15 protein-coding genes are annotated in these 20,134 nt (G+C 61.8%); 6 read left to right on the top strand and 9 right to left on the bottom strand.

Features of this window, described 5'->3' with window-relative positions; all coding sequences use genetic code 11:
* Window positions 1-17 precede the first annotated feature (17 nt).
* Window positions 18-1,352 carry a phenylacetate--CoA ligase PaaK gene (gene paaK, locus DRB19_RS16575; protein ID WP_114187144.1) on the top strand — a complete coding sequence of 445 codons (1,335 nt, stop codon included), beginning with the start codon at window positions 18-20 and terminating at the stop codon, window positions 1,350-1,352.
* Between the two features lie 9 nt (window positions 1,353-1,361).
* Window positions 1,362-1,997, top strand: a complete 636-nt coding sequence (locus DRB19_RS16570) for a TetR/AcrR family transcriptional regulator (RefSeq protein ID WP_114187143.1) — start codon at window positions 1,362-1,364, stop codon at window positions 1,995-1,997.
* A gap of 12 nt (window positions 1,998-2,009) precedes the next feature.
* Here DRB19_RS16570 and DRB19_RS16565 read toward each other — a convergent pair whose 3' ends face one another.
* From DRB19_RS16565 to DRB19_RS16535, 7 genes are all read right to left on the bottom strand, one after another.
* The gene (locus DRB19_RS16565) at window positions 2,010-2,813 is read right to left on the bottom strand and encodes a Phenylacetic acid catabolic protein (RefSeq protein ID WP_114187142.1); all 804 of its coding nucleotides are present in this window, start codon (window positions 2,811-2,813) and stop codon (window positions 2,010-2,012) included.
* Window positions 2,814-2,826: 13 nt separating this feature from the next.
* Window positions 2,827-3,903 carry a 1,2-phenylacetyl-CoA epoxidase subunit PaaE gene (paaE, locus tag DRB19_RS16560; RefSeq protein WP_114187141.1) on the bottom strand — a complete coding sequence of 359 codons (1,077 nt, stop codon included), beginning with the start codon at window positions 3,901-3,903 and terminating at the stop codon, window positions 2,827-2,829.
* A 16-nt stretch (window positions 3,904-3,919) separates the two neighbouring features.
* Entirely contained in the window at window positions 3,920-4,432 is a 513-nt protein-coding gene (gene paaD, locus DRB19_RS16555) for a 1,2-phenylacetyl-CoA epoxidase subunit PaaD (RefSeq protein WP_114187140.1), read from the bottom strand.
* A 15-nt stretch (window positions 4,433-4,447) separates the two neighbouring features.
* Complete coding sequence (paaC, locus tag DRB19_RS16550) at window positions 4,448-5,206, bottom strand: 1,2-phenylacetyl-CoA epoxidase subunit PaaC (RefSeq protein WP_114187139.1); 759 nt, start codon at window positions 5,204-5,206, stop codon at window positions 4,448-4,450.
* Entirely contained in the window at window positions 5,206-5,496 is a 291-nt protein-coding gene (gene paaB, locus DRB19_RS16545; protein ID WP_114187203.1) for a 1,2-phenylacetyl-CoA epoxidase subunit PaaB, read from the bottom strand. The genes paaC and paaB overlap by 1 nt, the downstream gene beginning before the upstream one ends.
* A gap of 14 nt (window positions 5,497-5,510) precedes the next feature.
* The gene (gene paaA, locus DRB19_RS16540) at window positions 5,511-6,506 is read right to left on the bottom strand and encodes a 1,2-phenylacetyl-CoA epoxidase subunit PaaA (RefSeq protein WP_114187138.1); all 996 of its coding nucleotides are present in this window, start codon (window positions 6,504-6,506) and stop codon (window positions 5,511-5,513) included.
* 236 nt (window positions 6,507-6,742) lie between these two features.
* Window positions 6,743-7,639: a PaaX family transcriptional regulator C-terminal domain-containing protein gene (locus tag DRB19_RS16535; RefSeq protein ID WP_114187137.1), complete on the bottom strand. Its 897-nt coding sequence runs from the start codon at window positions 7,637-7,639 to the stop codon at window positions 6,743-6,745.
* 213 nt (window positions 7,640-7,852) lie between these two features.
* Here DRB19_RS16535 and paaZ point away from each other — a divergent pair, with 213 nt between their 5' ends.
* From paaZ to DRB19_RS16520, 3 genes are all read left to right on the top strand, one after another.
* Window positions 7,853-9,880 carry a phenylacetic acid degradation bifunctional protein PaaZ gene (gene paaZ, locus DRB19_RS16530; RefSeq protein WP_114187136.1) on the top strand — a complete coding sequence of 676 codons (2,028 nt, stop codon included), beginning with the start codon at window positions 7,853-7,855 and terminating at the stop codon, window positions 9,878-9,880.
* Window positions 9,877-11,979 (top strand): 3-hydroxyacyl-CoA dehydrogenase NAD-binding domain-containing protein, encoded by a 2,103-nt coding sequence (locus DRB19_RS16525; RefSeq protein WP_114187135.1) that lies wholly within the window; start codon window positions 9,877-9,879, stop codon window positions 11,977-11,979. Before paaZ ends, DRB19_RS16525 begins: the two co-directional genes overlap by 4 nt.
* Before the next feature lie 70 nt (window positions 11,980-12,049).
* Window positions 12,050-12,475 carry a PaaI family thioesterase gene (locus tag DRB19_RS16520; protein WP_114187134.1) on the top strand — a complete coding sequence of 142 codons (426 nt, stop codon included), beginning with the start codon at window positions 12,050-12,052 and terminating at the stop codon, window positions 12,473-12,475.
* Between the two features lie 15 nt (window positions 12,476-12,490).
* Here the strand turns inward: DRB19_RS16520 and DRB19_RS16515 are convergent, their stop codons facing one another.
* Window positions 12,491-12,946 (bottom strand): Lrp/AsnC family transcriptional regulator, encoded by a 456-nt coding sequence (locus DRB19_RS16515; RefSeq protein WP_114187202.1) that lies wholly within the window; start codon window positions 12,944-12,946, stop codon window positions 12,491-12,493.
* A gap of 153 nt (window positions 12,947-13,099) precedes the next feature.
* Here DRB19_RS16515 and DRB19_RS16510 point away from each other — a divergent pair, with 153 nt between their 5' ends.
* A complete protein-coding gene (locus DRB19_RS16510) occupies window positions 13,100-16,570 on the top strand; it encodes an indolepyruvate ferredoxin oxidoreductase family protein (protein ID WP_114187133.1) in 3,471 nt (1,156 codons plus the stop codon).
* Window positions 16,571-16,658: 88 nt separating this feature from the next.
* Here DRB19_RS16510 and DRB19_RS16505 read toward each other — a convergent pair whose 3' ends face one another.
* Entirely contained in the window at window positions 16,659-19,139 is a 2,481-nt protein-coding gene (locus DRB19_RS16505) for a helicase-related protein (RefSeq protein WP_114187132.1), read from the bottom strand.
* Window positions 19,140-20,134: the final 995 nt, after the last annotated feature.

Below are 20,134 nucleotides of genomic sequence, written 5' to 3'. Positions count from 1 at the left end.
GCGTATGGGAGGTTACTTTGTTTCAGATTCCGCTCCGCAAGCTTTCCGAACTCAAGCCGCAACCGACAGATCTCGACCGGTTCGAACTGGCATCGAAGGATGAGCTTGCTGCCTGGCAGCGTGACCGACTGGCCTGGTCCTTGCGGCACGCTTACGAGAACGTGCCGCACTACAAGGCCAAGTTCGACGCGGCCGGTGTTCACCCGGACGATTTCAAGGAACTGAGCGATCTCGCAAAGTTCCCGTTCACCACCAAGCACGACCTGCGCGACAATTATCCCTTCGGCATGTTCGCCGTGCCTCAGAGCCAGGTTGCCCGCGTCCACGGCTCGTCCGGAACCACCGGCAAGCCTACGGTCGTCGGCTATACCAAGCACGATATCGACACATGGGCGGACGTTGTGGCCCGCTCGATCCGGGCAAGCGGCGGGCGGCCGGGCATGAAGGTGCACGTGGCTTACGGCTACGGCCTCTTCACGGGAGGCTTGGGCGCACATTATGGAGCCGAGAGGCTCGGCTGCATGGTGATCCCCATGTCCGGCGGCATGACCGAGCGGCAGGTGCAGCTCATCCACGATTTCGAGCCTGACGTGATCATGGTCACACCCTCCTACATGCTGGCGATTCTGGACCAATTCCGGAAGCAAGGGCTCGACCCGCGCAAGTCCTCGCTCAAGATCGGCATCTTCGGCGCCGAACCCTGGACGAACGCCATGCGGGCGGAAATCGAGGAGGCGTTCGATATTCACGCGGTGGACATCTATGGCCTATCGGAGGTCATGGGTCCGGGTGTCGCCTGCGAATGCATCGAGAGCAAGGACGGCCTGCACATCTGGGAGGATCATTTCTACCCCGAGGTGATCGACCCTGTTACCGGCGAAGTGCTGCCGGACGGCGAGGAAGGGGAACTGGTTTTCACGTCCCTCACCAAGGAGGCGATGCCCATCATCCGATATCGCACCCGCGACCTGACGCGGCTCATGCCCGGGACCTCCCGGGCGATGCGCCGCATGGAGAAGGTCACGGGCCGCACGGACGATATGATGATCATCCGCGGGGTCAACGTCTTCCCCAGCCAGATCGAGGAAAAGCTCCTGACCATCCCGGCTCTTTCAGGCCATTATCAGATCATTCTGACCCGTGAGGGGCGCATGGACCAGATGGAGATCCGCACAGAGATCCGCGCCGAAGCTGATTATCACGAAACCCGGAAAGCCGCTGCCGACCGGCTGAGCCAGGCGATAAAGGATACCATTGGGATCACTGCGCAGGTAAACGTCCTGGATCCCGAGGGAATCGAGCGCTCGCTAGGCAAGGCGAGACGCGTCATAGACCGCAGACCGAAAGAATAGAAGTGTCAAATGGCCCGCACCCGCGCCAACGATTATGATGAGAAGCGTCGGGCGATTTTGAATCGCTCGGCCGAGCTTTTTGCAGCGCATGGCTATGATCGCGCGTCAATGAGCAAGATCGCAGAGGCATGCGGCGTCTCGAAGGCCAACCTCTATCATTACTATAAGGACAAGGAAGAACTGCTCTTCGACGTCATTCGCTTTCACCTCGAGGAATTGCTTGAGGTGGTCGAAGCCGCCGATCGCCCGGAACTTTCGCCCGAACCGCGCTTAAAGGAACTGATTGCCGCCCTGTTAGAGGCTTATCGGGATGCCGATGCCCAGCACAATGTGCAGATCAACGGCCTCCGTCTTCTCCCGGCCGAGCGCCAGATCGAGCTCAAGGCGATGGAACGCGATCTGGTTCGCCTTTTCTCCGGCGCGGTGGCGGGCGTAGCGCCCCAGTTGGAAAGGACAAAGCTCCTGAAGCCGGTGACCATGTCGCTTTTCGGCATGATCAACTGGCATTACCTCTGGTTCAAAAGCACTGGAGAAGTCTCCCGCGCCGACTACGCGGAGCTTGTCGCGCAGCTGATCATCGATGGAACTCGAAATCTCCAAGCACAGCAATTCGGGGCAGCACGCCATGCCAAGGCAGCCGAGTAGCCTGTGATCAGATCAGGCAAGTGCCTTCTGCCGGGACGCTGGATCGAGACCGCCTTCCGGGGCACTTAGTCCAAGCTCGTCCAGAACCGGATGAACCAGGCTCTGCCAGCTCGATAGGAGCTCCTCCCTGCTCTTCTGACGCAACCCATATTTGCGGTGCTGATCGAAGTGATCCGAGGTGCTGCGGCCGAACGTGTCAGTAACCCGCGGATACCAATAGTTCACAGATGCCTGAGCGTCGGTCTTGTCGTGCCCCTTGTCCAAGGCCACACGCAGTCCCTGTTCCCCAAGCTCCGCATGACGCCGTTCGACGGGGACAATCTCGGACAACAGATCCGCCAACGGCTGATAGGAACCGCGGGTCAACTCGTCGAGCTGCACCACGGTCGCCTGCCCCATAAGAAAGTTCATCACCACCGCATCGACCCAGCCGTTGATCGGGTAATGAAACACATTGAGGCGCATGTCCCCCTCGGTGCGGCGTGTGCCGAGGTTCATGCTCCGGTCGAGGCGTGATGACCAGGGATGCGCTCCAACGTATTGACCAGTATTGGCCCCGAACTGCTCCATCAGCTCCAGGACCCGCCGCGCATGGGTGAACTTGTCGACGACCATGCGAGTGGCTGTGATCCGCTCTTTCAGCCCAGGCGCGAGGTTGATGCAATCGGCAAAGCCCGACGCTCCCGCCATTTCCGAGTCGACGAAAATCGCCATCAGGCGCATGAGCTCGCCGCGGTAGCGGGGGGTCACGTTGTCCGGCGCGCTCAGCCTGCCGCCACCGGCCACGAAGCTGACGAGGCTCTCTTCATCAACCATGGGGTGTCCCTTATCACTTATCGAAATCGACCACGATCCTGTCGGTGACCGGATAGCTCTGACAAGTCAGGATGTAGCCCCTCGCGATCTCATAATCCTCAAGGGCAAAGTTCGCATCCATGTCGACCTCGCCTTCGACCAGCATCGCCCGGCATGTGGAGCAGACTCCGCCCTTGCACGCATAGGGAAGCTCCAATCCCTCGGCAGTTCCCGCGTCCAGAACGGATGCGGCTCCCTTCTCGAAGGAGAAGGTTCGGGCTCGCCCGTCAATCACGACCGTCGCCTCGCAGAGATTCTCGCGGTCCTCCGCCCTCGCCTCGTCGGGCCGGCGCTGACGGCGGCCAGGGGTCGAGGTTGCGAAAAGCTCGAACTTGATTTGGCGTTTGTCGAGGCCATGCTCCTCGAGACTCTGGGCGACACCGAGCATCATGTCCTGCGGCCCGCAGATGAAGGCAGTGTCGATGGACGCCACATCAATCCAGTGATCGAGGAGCTGGTCGCATTTTTCCTTGTTCAGGCGACCATTGAACAAATCGATGTCCTGCTGCTCGCGGCTGAGAATATGAATAAGGCTGAATCGGTCGAGATGCTCGTTCTTGAGATCCTCAAGTTCCTCGCGGAACATGATCGAGCTTGAGGCGCGGTTTCCGTAAAACAAGGTGAAGGATGACCGTGGCTCCGCCACGAGGGTCGTCTTGACGATGCTGAGAAGGGGCGTGATCCCGCTGCCGGCCGAGAACCCCACAAAATGCCTCTTTCGGCTTTCGTCCAGCGGCACAAAAAAGTTGCCCATGGGAGGCATGGCCTCGATGACCTGTCCGGGGGCGAGCTGGCTGCTCGCCCAATTGGAAAACAGGCCATCGGCGATCTTCTTGATGCCGACCCGCAACTGGGCGTCCGTCGCTGCAGCACAGATCGAGTACGACCGGCGGACCTCATCGCCGTCGATATTCGTTCGCAGCGTCAGGTACTGGCCCTGCGAAAACCGGAATGCGTCCTTGTGCTCCTCTGGCACATCGAGCGTGAGGATGATGGCATCGCGGGTCTCGCGCCTGATATCGGAGACGGTGACCGGGTAGAACTTCGTCATGGAGCATCCGCTCGGTTCAAATGCACTTGAAATAGTCGAAGGGCTCAAGGCAATCGTGACACTGATACTGCGCCTTGCACGGTGTAGATCCGAACTCGCTGATGCGGCGGGTATTTTCAGACTTGCAGCGTGGGCACGCGATCACCAACGGCTTGCGCAGTAAGCGCTCGAACGGCGAAGGGCCGCCCGCCTCTTCCGCCGGGGGAGCAATGCCATAAGCCTCAAGCCGCCGCTTGCCTTCTTCGGTGACCCAGTCCGTGGTCCAGGGAGGCGAGAGGCGGCGCTCGATCCGGAGATTTTCGATGCCTCTCTGGCGCAATGCGGTTTCGATGTCGAAGGCGATGACGCTTGTTGCCGGGCAACCGGAATAGGTGGGCGTAATCGCAACGACGAGTTCGTCGCCGGACCATTGCACATCTCGCACGATGCCAAGGTCCATGACCGAGACCGCCGGCACCTCCGGATCAGGGACGTCTCCCAGCCAGCCGCGGATCTCATCGAGACTGGGCCGTGTCGTGACAGTCGTCATCGGCACCTTGCCTCCTCACCACGTAGCGTTGGGATAGGCGCGCTGCAGGAATTGGAGATCGGCGAGAATGTAACCGAGATGTTCCGAATGCATTCCGCGTTTCCCGCCCCGTTGCGCCCACCCGGGCTGCGGCAGCGTCAGCGTCGCCTCTTCGGCGGTCGCATGCATGAGCCCGAGCCACGGCTCATGAAGCGTCGACAGATCAGGGCCCATGCCGCTGCGGATCATGGCTTGGTCGACCTCGTCAGTCTCAAACAGTTCGCCCGTATACATCCAGAGATCGTCGAGCGCCGTCTGCATGCGCTCATGGCTCTCTTCCGTACCGTCGCCGAGGCGCAGGACCCACTCGCGGCTCCGCTCGAGATGATACGTGACCTCCTTGAGGCCCTTCGCGGCAATCTCAGCGATGCGGCTGTCCTTGGAGCCCGTCAGCTCCCGCAACAGCAGATAATGCCAGGCATCGAAGTAGAACTGCCGCGCCATGGTGGCGGCGAAGTCCCCGTTGGGCTGCTCGACCAGCAGCACGTTGCGAAAGTCCCGGGCGTCGCGGAGATAGGCCAGTTTGTCGGCGTCTCGCCCCCTGCCCTCGACGTCGCCGGCGAGGTTGAGCCAGAGCTGCGTTTGCCCGATCAGATCAAGAGCCACGTTTGACAGGGCCAAATCTTCCTCGAGGGCAGGCGAATGTCCGCACCACTCGGAGAGGCGGTGCCCCAGGATCAGAGCATTATCGCCGAGGCGCAGCAGATACTCGAACAGGGCGGCCTGATCGCTCATCACATATGCCCCAGCTCTTCTGGAATTTCGTAGAAGGTGGGGTGTCGGTAGACCTTGCTGTTAGCGGGATCGAACATGGGACCCTTCTCACTCGGAGAACTGGCCGAAATATCGGAGGCCCGCACGACCCAGATGCTCACGCCTTCGTTGCGGCGGGTATAGACGTCGCGGGCATTCAGGATCGCCATTTCGGCATCAGGCGCGTGCAGACTGCCCACGTGCCGGTGCGCCAACCCATGCTGGCTGCGGATGAAAACCTCCCAGAGGGGCCATTCTTTCTTGTCGGCCATCATCGTACTCCCGCTCACGCCGCCTGCGCCTTGGCCCGGGCGCCCTTCTTGGCCGCATAGGCATCGGCGGCATCGCGCACCCAGCGTCCCTCCTCGTAGGCCTTGACCCGTGTGCGCAGCCGCTGGCGGTTGCAGGGACCGTTGCCGCTGATCACCTGGTAAAACTCTTCCCAATTGACCTCGCCGAAATCGTACTGGCCGCGACCGGCATTCCATTTGAGGTCCGGATCGGGAACCGTGAGACCGAGATATTCCGCCTGCGGCACCGTCTGATCGACGAATTTCTGGCGCAACTCGTCGTTGGTGTTGATCTTGATCTTCCACCGCATGGATTGGGCGCTGTGAACCGACTCCGCATCGGACGGTCCAAACATCATGAGCGACGGCCACCACCAGCGGTTCAGCGCATCCTGCGCCATCTGCTTCTGCTCAGGCGTCCCGCGCGCGAGCTTGGTCATCGCGTCGTAACCCTGCCGCTGATGGAAGCTCTCCTCCTTGCAGATCCGAACCATGGCGCGGGAGTAGGGTCCGTAGGAGCACCTTTGCAGCGGCACCTGGTTCATGATCGCAGCACCGTCCACCAGCCATCCGATGGCGGCGATATCGGCCCAAGTCAGGGTGGGATAATTGAAGATGCTCGAATATTTCGCCTTGCCGCTGTTGAGTTGCTCCATGAGCTCGTCGCGAGTCACGCCGAGGGTCTCTGCGGCGCAGTAGAGATAGAGGCCGTGGCCTGCCTCGTCCTGCACCTTGGCGAGCAGAATGGCCTTCCGCTCTAGGGTCGGTGCGCGGGTGATCCAGTTCCCCTCCGGTTGCATGCCGATGATTTCGGAATGGGCGTGTTGGGAAATCTGCCGGATTAGGGTCTTGCGGTAGGCCTCGGGCATCCATTCCTTCGGCTCGATCTTGATATCTTGATCGACGCGGTCCTGGAAGGCGCGCTCCTCCGGAGACATCTCCTCCTTGGATTGGATGTGATCGACGCCCGTCTTCACCATCTGTGCGTACATGGCGTTTCTCCCTGCCTTCGTTGCCTCGTCTTCGCTTCGCCTTTGGTCCCGCGCCCTGGAAGAGGCAGCTGAGCCGCTCTCTCAGATCGGTGCGTCCGCCCATGGGACTGCAGCAAGTCAACGCTGTTGCGACCATCGGCGTTCGGATGCCAGGCAGCATGCCTCGATGCGTTTCACGAGCTTGATTAATATGTCACAAAAATTGTGCATAGCAAGATATTTCTGTAACAAATCGGCTAAGTTGCACTCACCTCGGCAACTGGCTCGATTGCGGCAAAGCGCTCCCTGAAACTTCGGTCTGCCTTCGGCAACGGGCCCCTATCGTTCTGGGCGTGGGTGTCGATCCACCGCTCGGCGGCGGGGAACAGCGTCTTGTAGATCGTTCCACACAGGGCGCGGGCGGCGGTTCCGGCCCAAGGCTTGGGAAGCAGTTGTGGCGGCAGCAGGGGATCCTTCAGGACAGCCCGCCGATAATCGTGGATCAGGAGGATACGGATCAGAAGCGCATCGAGATCAGCAAACCTGGTTCCTTGTTCGAGGGCACCGAGCGTTCCCGAATAGGTGCTCGTGAAGCGCTTATAGCGGTCCTCAATCTCCTCAAGCGGCCAGGCACGCTCCACGAGCCGCCTTGAGGTCTGAAGATCCGCTGGGGTCCCTGATAGGCGCAGGAAGGGCCCTCCTTCCGTGGAGGATACCGCGGCGGCGATGAAGAGATCCGCTCCAAGAACTCCATATCCAGCCTCCGACAACTGAGCCCGGAGTGCACTCCGATCCTGGGCGTTCTCCAAGAGCAGGAGGTCAAACGCGCCTGCCCATTCCTGCGGCGGGTCCGCATAAATTCGCTGCGTGGCCTGCGCGAAGGCTTCCCGCCCCCGACCGGTCAGTTGATAGTAGCTGTTGCGGCCAACCTTCCATCGCTCGAACCAGCCATCAGTCACAAGACGGGACATGGCAGTCCTCACGAGGGTGTCGCTGATGCGAAAAGCCCTCATGATCTCGTGAAGCGACGCTAAGGACAGGGCACCGCCCCGGGGAGCGACCGCGTCCCCGAAAACCGTCACGATCAGTGAACCTGCACGGATCGGCGTCCGCTCGTGAAACTTATCCAGCAGGGCCTCAACAAACGCGGCCATTCAACCCACTCCGGTTCCTCACGAGACTACAGGCACCCATAAGGCTTATCGCGCAGCTAACCTATTCACGTTCCCTCTGCGTCTGTCGAGCCAGGAACCAACAGCACGGCACCCGTCAATATTCCTTGACTAACCGGTCGGTCGGTTAATAATGCGGGGTAAGGCCAAGCCCCTTGATGGGGCAGGCTCATCAATGCATTCCAGGGTGTCCAGATGAGACTTGAGAGCTTCGTTCGCGGCAGTTGGATGTCACCCGGCCAGGAGCTGGCGGAGGTTCGCAGCGCCGTCACCAGCGATGTGGTCGCGCAGGTCGCCAATGGCGGTCTCGATATGGGAGAGGTGCTGGCCTATGCCCGGAAGGTAGGGGGCCCCAACCTTCGGCGGCTGACGTTCCATCAGCGTGCCGAACTCCTGAAGCGCCTTGCGCTTTATTTGTCGGAGCGCAAGGAGCAGCTCTACAAGATTTCCTACCAGACCGGCACCACGCGATCCGACAACTTCATTGATGTGGATGGGGGAATCGGCACTCTCTTTGTGTACGCCTCCAAGGGCCGCCGTGAACTGCCGAACTCGACCTTCCTGCTGGATGGAGCGGTCGAACCTCTCTCCAAGGGAGGGAGCTTCGTTGGACAGCACGTCGTGACTTCGATGCATGGCGTCGCGGTTCACATCAATGCCTTCAATTTCCCGTGCTGGGGACTTCTTGAAAAGCTCGCCCCCGCCCTCCTGGCCGGCATGCCCATCGTCACGAAGCCGGCGACCATCACCTCCTACGTGGCCCATGCTCTCGTGCGGATGATTGCAGAATCCGGCATCCTTCCCGAGGGCGCGCTCCAGTGCATTGTCGGGTCCACCGGGGATCTCTTCGACCATCTCACCTGCCAGGACGTCGTCTCCTTCACCGGCTCGGCAGACACGGCCCAGAAGCTGCAGCGCCATCCAGTCATCGCACGCGAGTCAGTCCGCTTCATCGCGGAGCGAGATTCCCTTAATGCCGCGATCCTTGCACCCGACGCTGGGCCGGGAACGCCGGAATTCGACCTTTTCGTTAAGGAGGTCGCAAAGGAGATGACTGTTAAGGCCGGACAGAAATGCACCGCCATCCGGCGCGCCATTGCGCCGAATGCGCATGTGCCGGCCGTCATCGAAGCGCTGCGTGAGCGTCTTGGAAAGGTCCGGATCGGAAACCCCGAGCTTGAAAGCGTCCGCATGGGACCGGTGGTCGGCCTTGGACAGCGCCGCGACGTGCTCGCCCAGGTGGCCAAACTGCGCAGCGAGGCCGACATCGTCGTCGGCGACCCGGACAATTTCTCGGTCGAGGGCGCGGATCGCGAGCGCGGAGCCTTTATCCCCCCGCTCCTCCTCCATTGCCCGGATCCGATCCGCGCCGTCAACGTGCACAGCGTCGAGGCCTTTGGTCCGGTCTGCACGGTGATGGGCTATGACGGACTTGATGAAGCTGTCGCGCTGGCGAACCGGGGCGACGGCAGCCTCGTCGCCTCTCTCTACACCTACGACCCCTCCACCGCCGCCGATCTCACCTTCGGCGTCGGCGCCTTCCATGGACGTCTCGTGCTGATCGACCGGGACTGCGCCAAGGAGCAGACCGGTCACGGCTCACCGATGCCTCATATGGTCCATGGCGGACCGGGGCGGGCCGGCGGCGGCGAGGAGCTCGGCGGCATGCGGGGCGTGCACCACTACATGCAGCGCACCGCCCTGCAGGGCTCCCCCGGCATGCTCTCCCGCGTGACGAAAAGCTGGATCAAGGGGGCGCCGGTCATCGAGAAGGACCGGCATCCGTTCCGTTACCACTTCGACGATCTGGAGATCGGGCAGACCTTCGTCTCCAAGGAGCGCACGATCAGCCTCGAAGATATTGAGCATTTCGCCGAATTCACGGGCGACGCCTTCTATGCTCATACGAACGAGGAGGCCACCAAGGACCATCCGTTCTTCCCGGGTCGTGTTGCCCATGGCTATCTGCTTCTGTCCTTCGCGGCCGGCCTCTTCGTCGATCCCGATCCGGGCCCCGTACTCGCCAACTATGGCCTAGACAATCTGCGCTTCCTCAAGCCGGTTCAGCCAAGCGAAGCCGTGAAAGTCCGGCTAACGACGAAAGCCAAGTCGCCGCGCAACGAGCAATATGGCGAGGTGCGATGGGATGTTGAGATCATGACCGACACAGGGGAAACGGTCGCCACTTACGATCTTCTGACGATGAACGCAGTGGGCTCATGACTTCGTCACAGACACCAACCCGATCCGGGGAGAGCAGTGAGCCGGTCCGGATCCTGGCCACATCCCCCGTGGCTCTGATCGAGATCGACAACCCGCCGGTCAACGCGACGTCGCAGGCGGTCAGGGCCGGCCTGCTCTCCGCAATCCAGGAGATCGACCGGAACCCACAAACCGAGGCCGTCGTAATCGCATGCGCAGGCCGTACCTTCGTGGCCGGCGCGGATATCCGCGAGTTCGGGCAGCCTCCGCGCGAGCCGCATTTGCCCGATGTGATCAATGCGATCGAAGCCTGCTTAAAGCCGGTCGTCGCAGCGGTTCACGGATCAGCCCTTGGCGGCGGCTGCGAAATCGCCCTCGCCTGCCACGCTCGCGTGGCCGAACCCGGCGCCACGTTCGGCCTGCCGGAGGTAAGGCTTGGGCTGGTTCCGGGAGCGGGCGGCACGCAAAGGCTGCCCCGACTCGTCGGGATGGAGGCCGCCATTGACTTGGTATCGACCGGCCGAACGGTGAAAGCGGCGGAAGCCCTGCGCCTTGGTCTGGTCGACCGACTTTCCTCCGGCGACCTCCGGGCAGAGGCGATGGATCTCGCACAGGAGATGATCGGCGTGCAACCGGCACGGACGGGGGAGCGGCCCGTAGCGGCCATGGATGCCCATGCTGCATCGGCCAAAGTCGCAGAGGTCCGCAAAAAGGCCAGAGGCGCGGAAGCACCGTGCAAGGCGGCTGAACTGGTTCTTCTCGCGGCAGACCTTCCCCTGCTGGAAGGCATGGCGCGCGAGCGCGAAACTTTCCTGGAGCTTCGCTCGTCGGAGCAATCGGCGGCCCTGCGGCACGCCTTCTTCGCCGAGCGGGAGGTGACCCGTGTCCCAGGATTGGAGAAGGTCGAGCCACGCTCGATTCAGAAGGTCGGAGTCGTCGGAGCCGGAACGATGGGCTCGGGGATTGCGGTCGCGTTCGCGGACGCGGGGTTCGACGTCAAAGTCGTTGAAACCAGCGAGAGCGCCTTTGCCGCAGGACAGGCGAGAATCACGGATATTTACGACAAGCAGGTTTCCAGCGGCCGGCTCACGTCTGCGGTCCGGGACGAGCGCCTGAGCTCGCTCAGCTACGAGGTGGGAACGCCATCCCTGGCGGATCGCGATCTGGTCGTCGAGGCCGTGTTCGAGGATATGGAGGTGAAGCGCTCCCTCTTTCGCGACCTCGATGGAGTCCTCGCGCCCGGGGCGGTGCTGGCGACGAATACGAGCTACCTGGATATCGGCCTCATTGCCGATGCTACGGCGCGGCCCGCCGATGTGCTCGGGCTTCACTTCTTCAGTCCAGCGAATGTAATGAAGCTTGTCGAGATCGTGAAAACCGATGCGACGGCGCCCGAGGTCATTGCGACGGGACTGGCGGTCGCGAAGCGCTTGCGCAAGGTTCCGGTGGTTTGCCGCGTTTGCGACGGGTTCGTGGGCAACCGCATCCTGGCCCGTTATCGCCAGCAGGCCGAATACCTACTGGAGGAAGGCGCTCTGCCGCAGGAGGTCGATGCCGCCATGGAAGCGTTCGGGTTCCCCATGGGGCCTTTTGCGGTGTCGGACCTCGCCGGGCTCGACATCGCCTGGGCCCGGCGCAAGCGTCTCGCCCCGACGCGCGATCCGCACGAGCGCTACGTGGATGTTGCTGATCGTCTCTGCGAGGCGGGCCGCTTCGGTCGCAAGACGGGAGCAGGCTGGTATCGCTATACAGCGGGAAAGCGGGAGCCCGACCCGTTCGTCACGGGGTTGGTCGAGGAGGCCTCGCAACGTCGTAAGGTTCTTCGTCGGACGATCTCCGTCGACGAGATCCAGGCGCGGATCCGCGCTGCCATCGTCAACGAGGCGTGCAAGATTCTGGACGAGCGCATCGTCGAGCGGCCCCTCGACGTGGACGTGGTGATGATGCATGGCTATGGCTATCCAGCCTGGCGCGGAGGGCCCCTATTCGAGGCCGACCGCATAGGCCTGAAGGTTATCCTCGACCAGGTGAACGAGCGGGCACCCCAGGATGGGCCGGGTTGGGAGCCTGCGGCCGGCCTGGTGAGGCGCGCCGCATCCGGCGCCCGCTTCTATCCCTGACGTCGAGTGAAGGCCCACGGGAGCCACGATCAGGCCGTCGGCCTCGGTCGCACCATTCATAGAGAGAATAATGACCCAGTTCGACAAGGCGGTCGCCGAACACATGCTGACCGGCGTATTCGCGCCGTGGGTGCAGGAGCTCGACCTCTCGGTTGAGAGTCTCGAAGCCAACGGGGTGATCCTTCGCATGAAGTTCTCGGAAAAATTATGCCGCGATAATGGTGTCGTGTGCGGGCAAGCTCTGATGAGCCTTGCGGACACGGCCATGGTCTTTGCGGTGTCGTCCGCCTCAGGAGCGTACCGGCCGATGACCACCGTCGACCAGACCATGCATTTCCTCCAGCCGGTCGCGAATGCGGATGTGCTCGCGGCGGCGGAAGTCGTCCGCCTCGGGCGCACCATGGCCTTTGGCAGTGTGACGCTCACGGCTGAAGGCGATGAACGCCCGGCCGCCATGGCGCAACTCGCCTATGCGCTGCTTTCCGAAAGCAAGTAGCCGGTTGGGCCCGATTTAGAACGGGAGCGCCACGCTCGTCTTGATTTCTTTCAGGATTACGTTGGTGCGAACGTAGCGGATGCCGGGAAGGCGAAACATGAAGTCGTCGAGAAACTGGTTGTAGGCCTTCATGTCACGCACGACCACGTGAAGGTGATAGTCGGCATCCCCTGTTGTCGCGAAGCACTCCAGAACTTCCGCACGGGCCGTCACCCGCGAGACGAACTCGTCCACGAACTTGGCATCGTGCCGTTCCAGCGAAACATGGAGGATCGCCGAGGTGGCAAACCCCGCCTTCTCCCTGTCCACGAGGGCCGAATAACCGACAATCACGCCGGATTGCTCCAAGACCCTCACCCGGCGCCAGCAGGCCGATGTGGACATGCCGACATCCTCCGCCAATTGCTGGTTTGTCGCGCGCCCATCCCTCTGCAGCTGCGCCAGGATATGCTCGTCCTGCTTCTCGATCATTGCTCCCTCGCGGATAATTTCTGCCATCAGAGAACGCATTCTGCAAGAACCATCCATTTTCCCACCCATTCGAGGAATAAATAGGAAACACCTACCAGCAGTTTAGGGTTATTCTTATACCGTCAAAGATGGTGCCAGTCGGGGATCAGGCCTATGGATCATGGTACTTTGCTGGACTCCTATCAGCTGGCTGACCGCTATGCCCGCGAGGGGGGCCGCGTTTTTCTGACGGGGACGCAGGCCATCGTCCGCATCGTTCTGGATCAGGCCCGGCGCGACCGGGCGGCGGGTCTCGACACAGCCGGATTTGTGTCCGGTTATCGCGGCTCCCCGCTGGGTGGGGTCGATCTCGAACTCTGGCGCGTCAAGGAGCAGTTGAAGGCGCACAAGATTGAGTTTTTGCCAGCCGTCAATGAGGATCTGGCCGCGACAGCCGTCCTGGGCTCTCAGCAGGTGGAGACCAACCCTGATCGGCAGGTTCAGGGCGTCTTCGGCCTCTGGTACGGAAAAGGGCCCGGCGTCGACCGCTCCGGCGATGCCTTGAAGCACGGCAATGCCTATGGGTCGTCTCCCCATGGGGGCGTGCTTGTGATTGCGGGCGACGACCACGGCTGCGTCTCCTCATCCATGCCGCATCAATCCGATGTGGCATTCATGAGTTGGTTCATGCCGACGCTCCACCCGGCGAGCGTCAGCGAGTATCTCGAGTTCGGCGAGTACGGGTACGCGCTCAGCCGTTTCTCGGGCATGTGGGTCGGGTTCAAGGCCGTGTCGGAAATCGTGGAATCCGGCGTCTCGTTCGATCTGCATCCCGCGCGACGGTTCCTCGAGCCTGAGTTCACGCCGCCACCCGGAGGCCTTCATTATCGCTGGCCCGATCTGCCTGGACCTCAGATCGAGGAACGGATGGAGGCCAAGAAGCACGCGGTCTACGCCTTCGCGAAAGCCAACCCGATCGACCGGCGCATCTACGACATCCCCGGAGCAACCTACGGCATCGTCACCGCCGGCAAGGCTCACCTGGACCTGATGGAGGCCCTGCGCCTGATCGGCCTCGATGAGGCAGCCTGCCGTTCGCACGGCATTGATATCTACAAAGTCGGCATGGTTTGGCCCCTTGCGCTCCACGATGCTTTGGAATTCGTGAAGGGCAAGCGCGAAATCCTCGTCGTCGAGGAAAAGCGCGGCATCATCGAGAGCCAGTTCAAGGAATATTTCTACGACTATCCGGGCTCCAAGCCACAGCGGATGGTCGGCAAGCACGACGAGACCGGCACGCGGCTCATTCCCTGGACGGGAGAACTGTCACCACGGTTTCTCGCCGGGGTCCTGGCGAAACGTCTTGGGCCTATCTTCCCCGATCTCAATCTCACCGACCGGGCCGCTGCGCTGACCCCTGATGCGGAACGGGTCATCGCTGTCGCGGGCGCAACGCGAACGCCTTACTTCTGCTCTGGCTGCCCGCATAACACATCCACGAAGGTGCCTGAGGGTTCGAAGGCGCTAGCCGGCATCGGCTGCCATTTCATGGCAAGCTGGATGGATCGGGAAACCTCATCACTGATCCAGATGGGCGGCGAAGGCGTCAACTGGGCCGCCTCATCGATGTTTACCGGCAAGGGCCATATTTTTCAGAACCTTGGCGAAGGCACATATTACCACTCCGGCTCCATGGCGATCCGGCAGGCCATCGCGGCGGGCGCTAACATCACTTACAAGATCCTCTTCAACGACGCGGTCGCGATGACTGGCGGCCAACCGGTCGACGGCCCGGTCAGCGTCCATGCCATCGCGCACAGCGTTCGCGCCGAGGGTGTGAACCGCATCGCGTTGGTATCCGACGATCCGTCCAAGTTCGAGTCCAAGGACCTCCCCAAGGGCGTGATCATCCATCCGCGCGAGGATCTGGATGCCGTACAGAAGGAGCTGCGGCAAGTTCCCGGCGTCACGGTGCTGATCTACGAGCAGACCTGCGCGACCGAAAAGCGCCGACGCCGCAAACGCGGCCAGATGAAGGACCCGGCCCGCTTTGCCTATATCAACGATCTCGTGTGCGAAGGCTGCGGGGATTGCTCCATCGCCTCCAACTGCCTCAGCGTGGAACCGAAGGAAACCCCGTTCGGCCGCAAACGCAAGATCAACCTGTCCACTTGCAACAAGGACTTCTCCTGCCTGGGTGGCTTCTGCCCGAGCTTCGTGACGGTCGAGGGCGCCAAGCGCCGAACCAAGGAGTCCAAAGGAACCGTCGCTAGCGCACGGGCTCAAGGCCTTGCAGCGCCAACAGTCCCGCGCCTGGACAAGCCCTTCGATCTGCTGGTGACGGGCGTCGGCGGCACAGGCGTCGTGACGATCGGCGCACTCATCAGTATGGCGGCTCATCTGGAAGGGCGCGGCGTCTCGGTGCTCGACTTTACGGGGTTTGCCCAGAAATTCGGTCCCGTTCTGAGTTTCGTCCGTCTCGCCGCAAGTCCGGAGCAGCTCAATCAGGTTCGCATCGATCAGGGAGCCGCAGATGCTCTCATCGGCTGCGATCTGGTGGTCAGCTCCTCGCCCAAGGCATCCGGAACCTATCGAAAAGGCACTCGTGCTGTCATCAACCTGGCCGAGATGCCGACTGGCGACGTGGTCCGGTTCCGCGACGCCGATCTTGCCGGCAAAATGCGCCTGAAGTCTATCGCGCGGGTGCTGGGGGAAGATCACCTTTCGGCGGTCAACGCCAACGCCTTGGCTGAGAGCCTTCTCGGCGACACCGTGTATGCCAACGTGATGATGCTCGGATTTGCGTGGCAACAGGGTCTCGTTCCGGTCTCGCTCGCAGCGCTCATGCGCGCTATCGAACTCAACGGGGTCACGATCGAGAAGAACAAGGAGGCTTTCGCCTGGGGCCGATTGCTGAGTGCGGACCCGGACTTCGTGCAGCAGACGACCGGGCACAAGCCCGACGAACCGGAAACCCTCGATCAGGTGATCGTACGGCGGGCAGCCTTCCTGACCTCCTACCAGAATGCTGCTTACGCCGCCCGCTACGAGGCGACGGTTGCGCGGGTCCGCAAGGCGGAATCCGCTCTCGGATCCGAGACCCTGACCGACGCGGTCGCACGTTCTCTCTTCAAGCTCATGGCCTACAAGGATGAGTACGAGGTGGCGCGCCTTCACATGGAAACCGGCTTTCTCGTTGAGTTGCAGCGCGAGTTCGAAGGCGACTTCACGGTGAAGTACCACTTGGCGCCACCACTCCTGCCGGCAAAGAACGATGCCCGGGGCCGCCCCCTCAAGCGCGCCTTCGGGCCGTGGATCCAAGCACCCATGAAGGTTCTGGCTCGCCTAAAGGTTCTGCGCGGCACGCCCTTCAACATTTTCGGCTACACGGCGGAGAGGCGTACGGAGCGGGCGTTGATCGGCTGGTACGAGGAGCAGATCGACAGGATCATCCGCCAGCTCGACAGAGAGCATTTCAGTGATCTCGTGGCGATTGCCAAGGCTCCGATGGACATCCGAGGCTACGGCCCGGTCAAGGAGGCTGCGATCCATAAGGTGCATTCGGAAGTCGGTACTCTATTAGCGCGGCTGAGCGCAGAGCCTCGCGCGGAAGCCGCCCGCGAACGGGAGCAGCTTCGGGCGTGAGCGCCTATCCGCGACTGACCTGTTAGAATACAGGAACGAATAGTGTTCCGGTGACTGTGCGTTGATTCAACGAGCGGGTTTATCCTGCCTAGGCACGATAACCCTGCGAGCCTCGCACCCGAGGCTCAGTCCGCTCATTTCGGGCTTTCTTTTGCCGCTGTTTCCTATCGCCCTGATCGCGCCCGCGCTTCTCGTCGCTCTTTCTGCGGCGGGAAACCGAAGTCGCAACCAGCTTTTCCTCGATCCTGGCATTCAGATTCGCGCGCTGATCCACGACGGCCTCCACATCCTCGAAAACGTCAGGATAGCGCTGCGCGAGCCAGAGCCAACTCGTGGCGATCTTCACGCGGGCTTCGAGCTTCACCAGATCGGCATGGGCGCCGAAGTTCGGAGGGGCCACCCAGCCAGCGCTCGCATGCTGCCGCGCCCAGTCGAGAAGAAGTTCCACGGCGAGCCGCTCCCGTCCATCGACAGGCGCCATTGAATATGACAGCCGGTCGAGAATGGGCAGATCGACCGTATCGAGAAGACGGGCAAGCTCGATCGTCTCCTCGATATCCGCCATCTGGAGATCCGGGTGGCCCGCCACCAGGGTGTCGTTCAAATGCTGCAGCACTTGACCGAGTCGGTTGGACCGGAGAACCTCGCTGGCGGACAGGACGGTTTCCTGGTTGGGCCTGACATAGGCCTTGCCCGTCAACTTCGTTCCCTCTCCCGTCAAGGCTTTTGAAACCACGGTCGCGATGCTTCCGTAAGCCCCAGCGTCAGGAAGCGCGGTCACGAGTCCTTCGTCGTGGTGTCCGAAGCGCCCTGCCCGGCCGGCGATCTGCTTGATCTCCATGGCCGAGAGCTGCCGCTGTTGAACGCCATCGAACTTCGAAAGGGTCGAGAAGACCACTCTTCGAAGGGGACCGATGTTCAGGCCCATCCCAATCGCATCGGTTGCGACGAGAATTTCCGCCTCGCCATCACGGAAACGGGCGGCCTCTGCCCTGCGAACCTCGGGTCCTAGAGCGCCGTAGACCGTTGCAACCGTGCGTCCGGCCTGCACGAGCCGCGTCCGCAGATCGTGAACATTCGCCCGAGAAAACGCGATGACGGCGTCCCCTTTGGATAGCCTCCTAAGGTCGACTGGCGCATCCTCGACCCTTAGCCGGCCCTTGCGCTTGAGGATCTTGACCTCCAGCGGTTCCCCGGTCATCGCCAGCAGATGCTCGACGAGCGGGATCGCCTCCGGTGCGCCAGTCAGGACGACCAGGCGCGCGGGCGCTCCGACGAGAGCCTGGGTCCAGGCCCAGCCACGGTTGGGATCTCCCAGCATCTGGACCTCGTCGATAACGCAGACATCCACCACGTGGCGCAGATCCAAGGTTTCGATGGTGCGCGCGATGTGGGTCGTTCCCTCCGGCAGAATGCGCTCCTCACCGGTCACCATGCCGGCCGCGAGGCCGTCCTCGCTCATCCGCTCGTAATGCTCGAGCGCCAGAAGCCGCAAAGGCGAGAGAATTTCAGCGGTCTCCGCCTCACCCGCCAGGCGGAGCGCTTCGTGGGTCTTGCCCGAATTGGTCGGGCCGGCAAGGAAAACGAACTTGCGTTCAAGGGAACGGGCGATCGGAAAGATTGTCGCGTATCGTTCGTAGCCGGAGGCCTCGCGAATCTGAACTTCGCGCAAATGACGGAGCCGCCTCGCCGCCGACCGGGATCGAAAATTGTCGAGCTTCTGATGAAGCTTACGTCCGGCTCCCTCCGGGCCCTGCTTGTCAGAAACCGAAATGCGGTCGAGCTTGCCAAGGGAGGACCTGATTCCGTCAAGGATTGCCTGGCGCTCGGCCTCGTCCTCATGGGCTGCCAGGTATGTGCCCAGCTCGTCTCGCCAAGCGGCCACCTCTCGTTCGCATGCGTCGAATGTAGCGTCCCTCAGCTCGACCAGCCTTGCCTGAAGCGCTTCGGCCGCGTTGGCGGTCTCCGCCCGGTCGATGCGTCCAGGCGATAGAACGGCCGCCGCGACTTCCAGGGGTTCGGCGAAGGTGAACTCGACCACGATCTCCGCGGGCGCGTCTTCGGGCAAAATCGAGATCGGCCAGCTGAAGGCCGCGCGGTAGCCTACGAACTCCCTGTCGGGTTTGGATTGGGAGTGGTGCCGCCCGCCACCGGACTGGGCTCGATCACCTAGCTTGCGGACGTCTTCGACGATGTAGATGCCGGTGTTCTTCCGAACAGGCGCTAGTATGCTCTGTCTGCGCCGATGAGCGACATCGTCCAGCGGCTTGACGGAAGCACTTTCAAACCCACTGCCCCGTCTGGCCTGTACCGGCTCCTGCGCGGCATGATCCCGACGCCCCTCGCCCTCCTCCTTCACCCGCCAGGAGGGCACCTCCGCCGCGAGGGCGGCGATGGTCTCAGGGTCGAACATGCGGGTCTCTACGATGCGCCCTCCCTTACGGAAGGTTTTCCGCTCCGAGACGGGGATCAATCCGGCGGCGATCCAGCGCTCGCACTCAGCCATGCTGGCAAGGAGGATCCCCGGCAGATGGTTGACGGCGACTTGGTCTCTCGGCTTCTTAGACATTAACAAATCCGGTTATTGGCAGGGTCCTTGAACCCAGGCACTGTTGTTGATCGCGCCCGAATTAGCAGAACGCGCCACTCACGAACATTTACAGCCCTTCACGAACGTCGATGTTTAATGCACTGGCTCGGTCATCGTTCGTCCACCATCAAAGGCTTGGCTAGCAGGCGGACAGGAACAGAGGATCCCGAAGCGACGGGCCCTATCCAGATCTCATTCAAGGAATGAACAAAGTTTCGACCGATATATAGGCAGGCGGCACCTCCATTCCTATATATCCATGTATAGACGCCATTCCGATCTCGAAGGTGGCGCTTGGGAGTGTGCCGAGGGATTTTTGCCCGCTCGCCGCTTTATAGACTGACGGCAGGAACGGGCCGATCATTGTCCTTGCAATCGCGGGCGAATCGATTATATCCGCACTCCCCGGCGCATATCCCATCAAAGGATGAGCACCGTCTCTCGGACCGAATGACCATTACAACCTAGGCAGCTCTGCTTGGGTCGGCGGTCCCGTCCGTAGGGTCTGAAGGCAGCATTGCCCTTCTGACCATAGCCATGAGCGTTACCTGTTATGTTTTTACGGGTTTTACGAGCTCCTCTGGCGAGATTTCGGCAGGATGGCTGAAGGGTTTGGTCCCTTTGGCGCGGTGGGCGTGGACGCGCAGGCGTGTCCGGCGCGCGCTGTTGCTTTGCCTGTTCTTGGATGATGCTGCGTCTGTTCTTGAAGAGCGCGACGCGATACTGTCGAAGAGACGGCAAATTCTTTCAAACGGGTGTTGACATCCGAATGGGGTTTGGCTAAATAAGCTTCATCAACGGCGCGGCTCCGAGGAGCCGGCGGCCGGAAAGCCCCACGATCCGGGCCGCCTTAAGGGCGGCGGGTTTTGGGGAGTGTCCCTGTCTTTGGACGGGGCGTGCTTTTTGACAAGTGAAGATGAGAGAGAGAAGCGTGGACGGCGGTGTCCTTGCGGACGGCCCCTTGGGGCTGTCGA

Origin of the sequence: Microvirga aerophila (assembly GCF_003332305.1) — a bacterium.
GTDB lineage: Bacteria > Pseudomonadota > Alphaproteobacteria > Rhizobiales > Beijerinckiaceae > Microvirga > Microvirga aerophila.
Note: the sequence above shows the minus strand (reverse complement) of the source record. Positions and strands in the feature narration are given on the sequence as shown.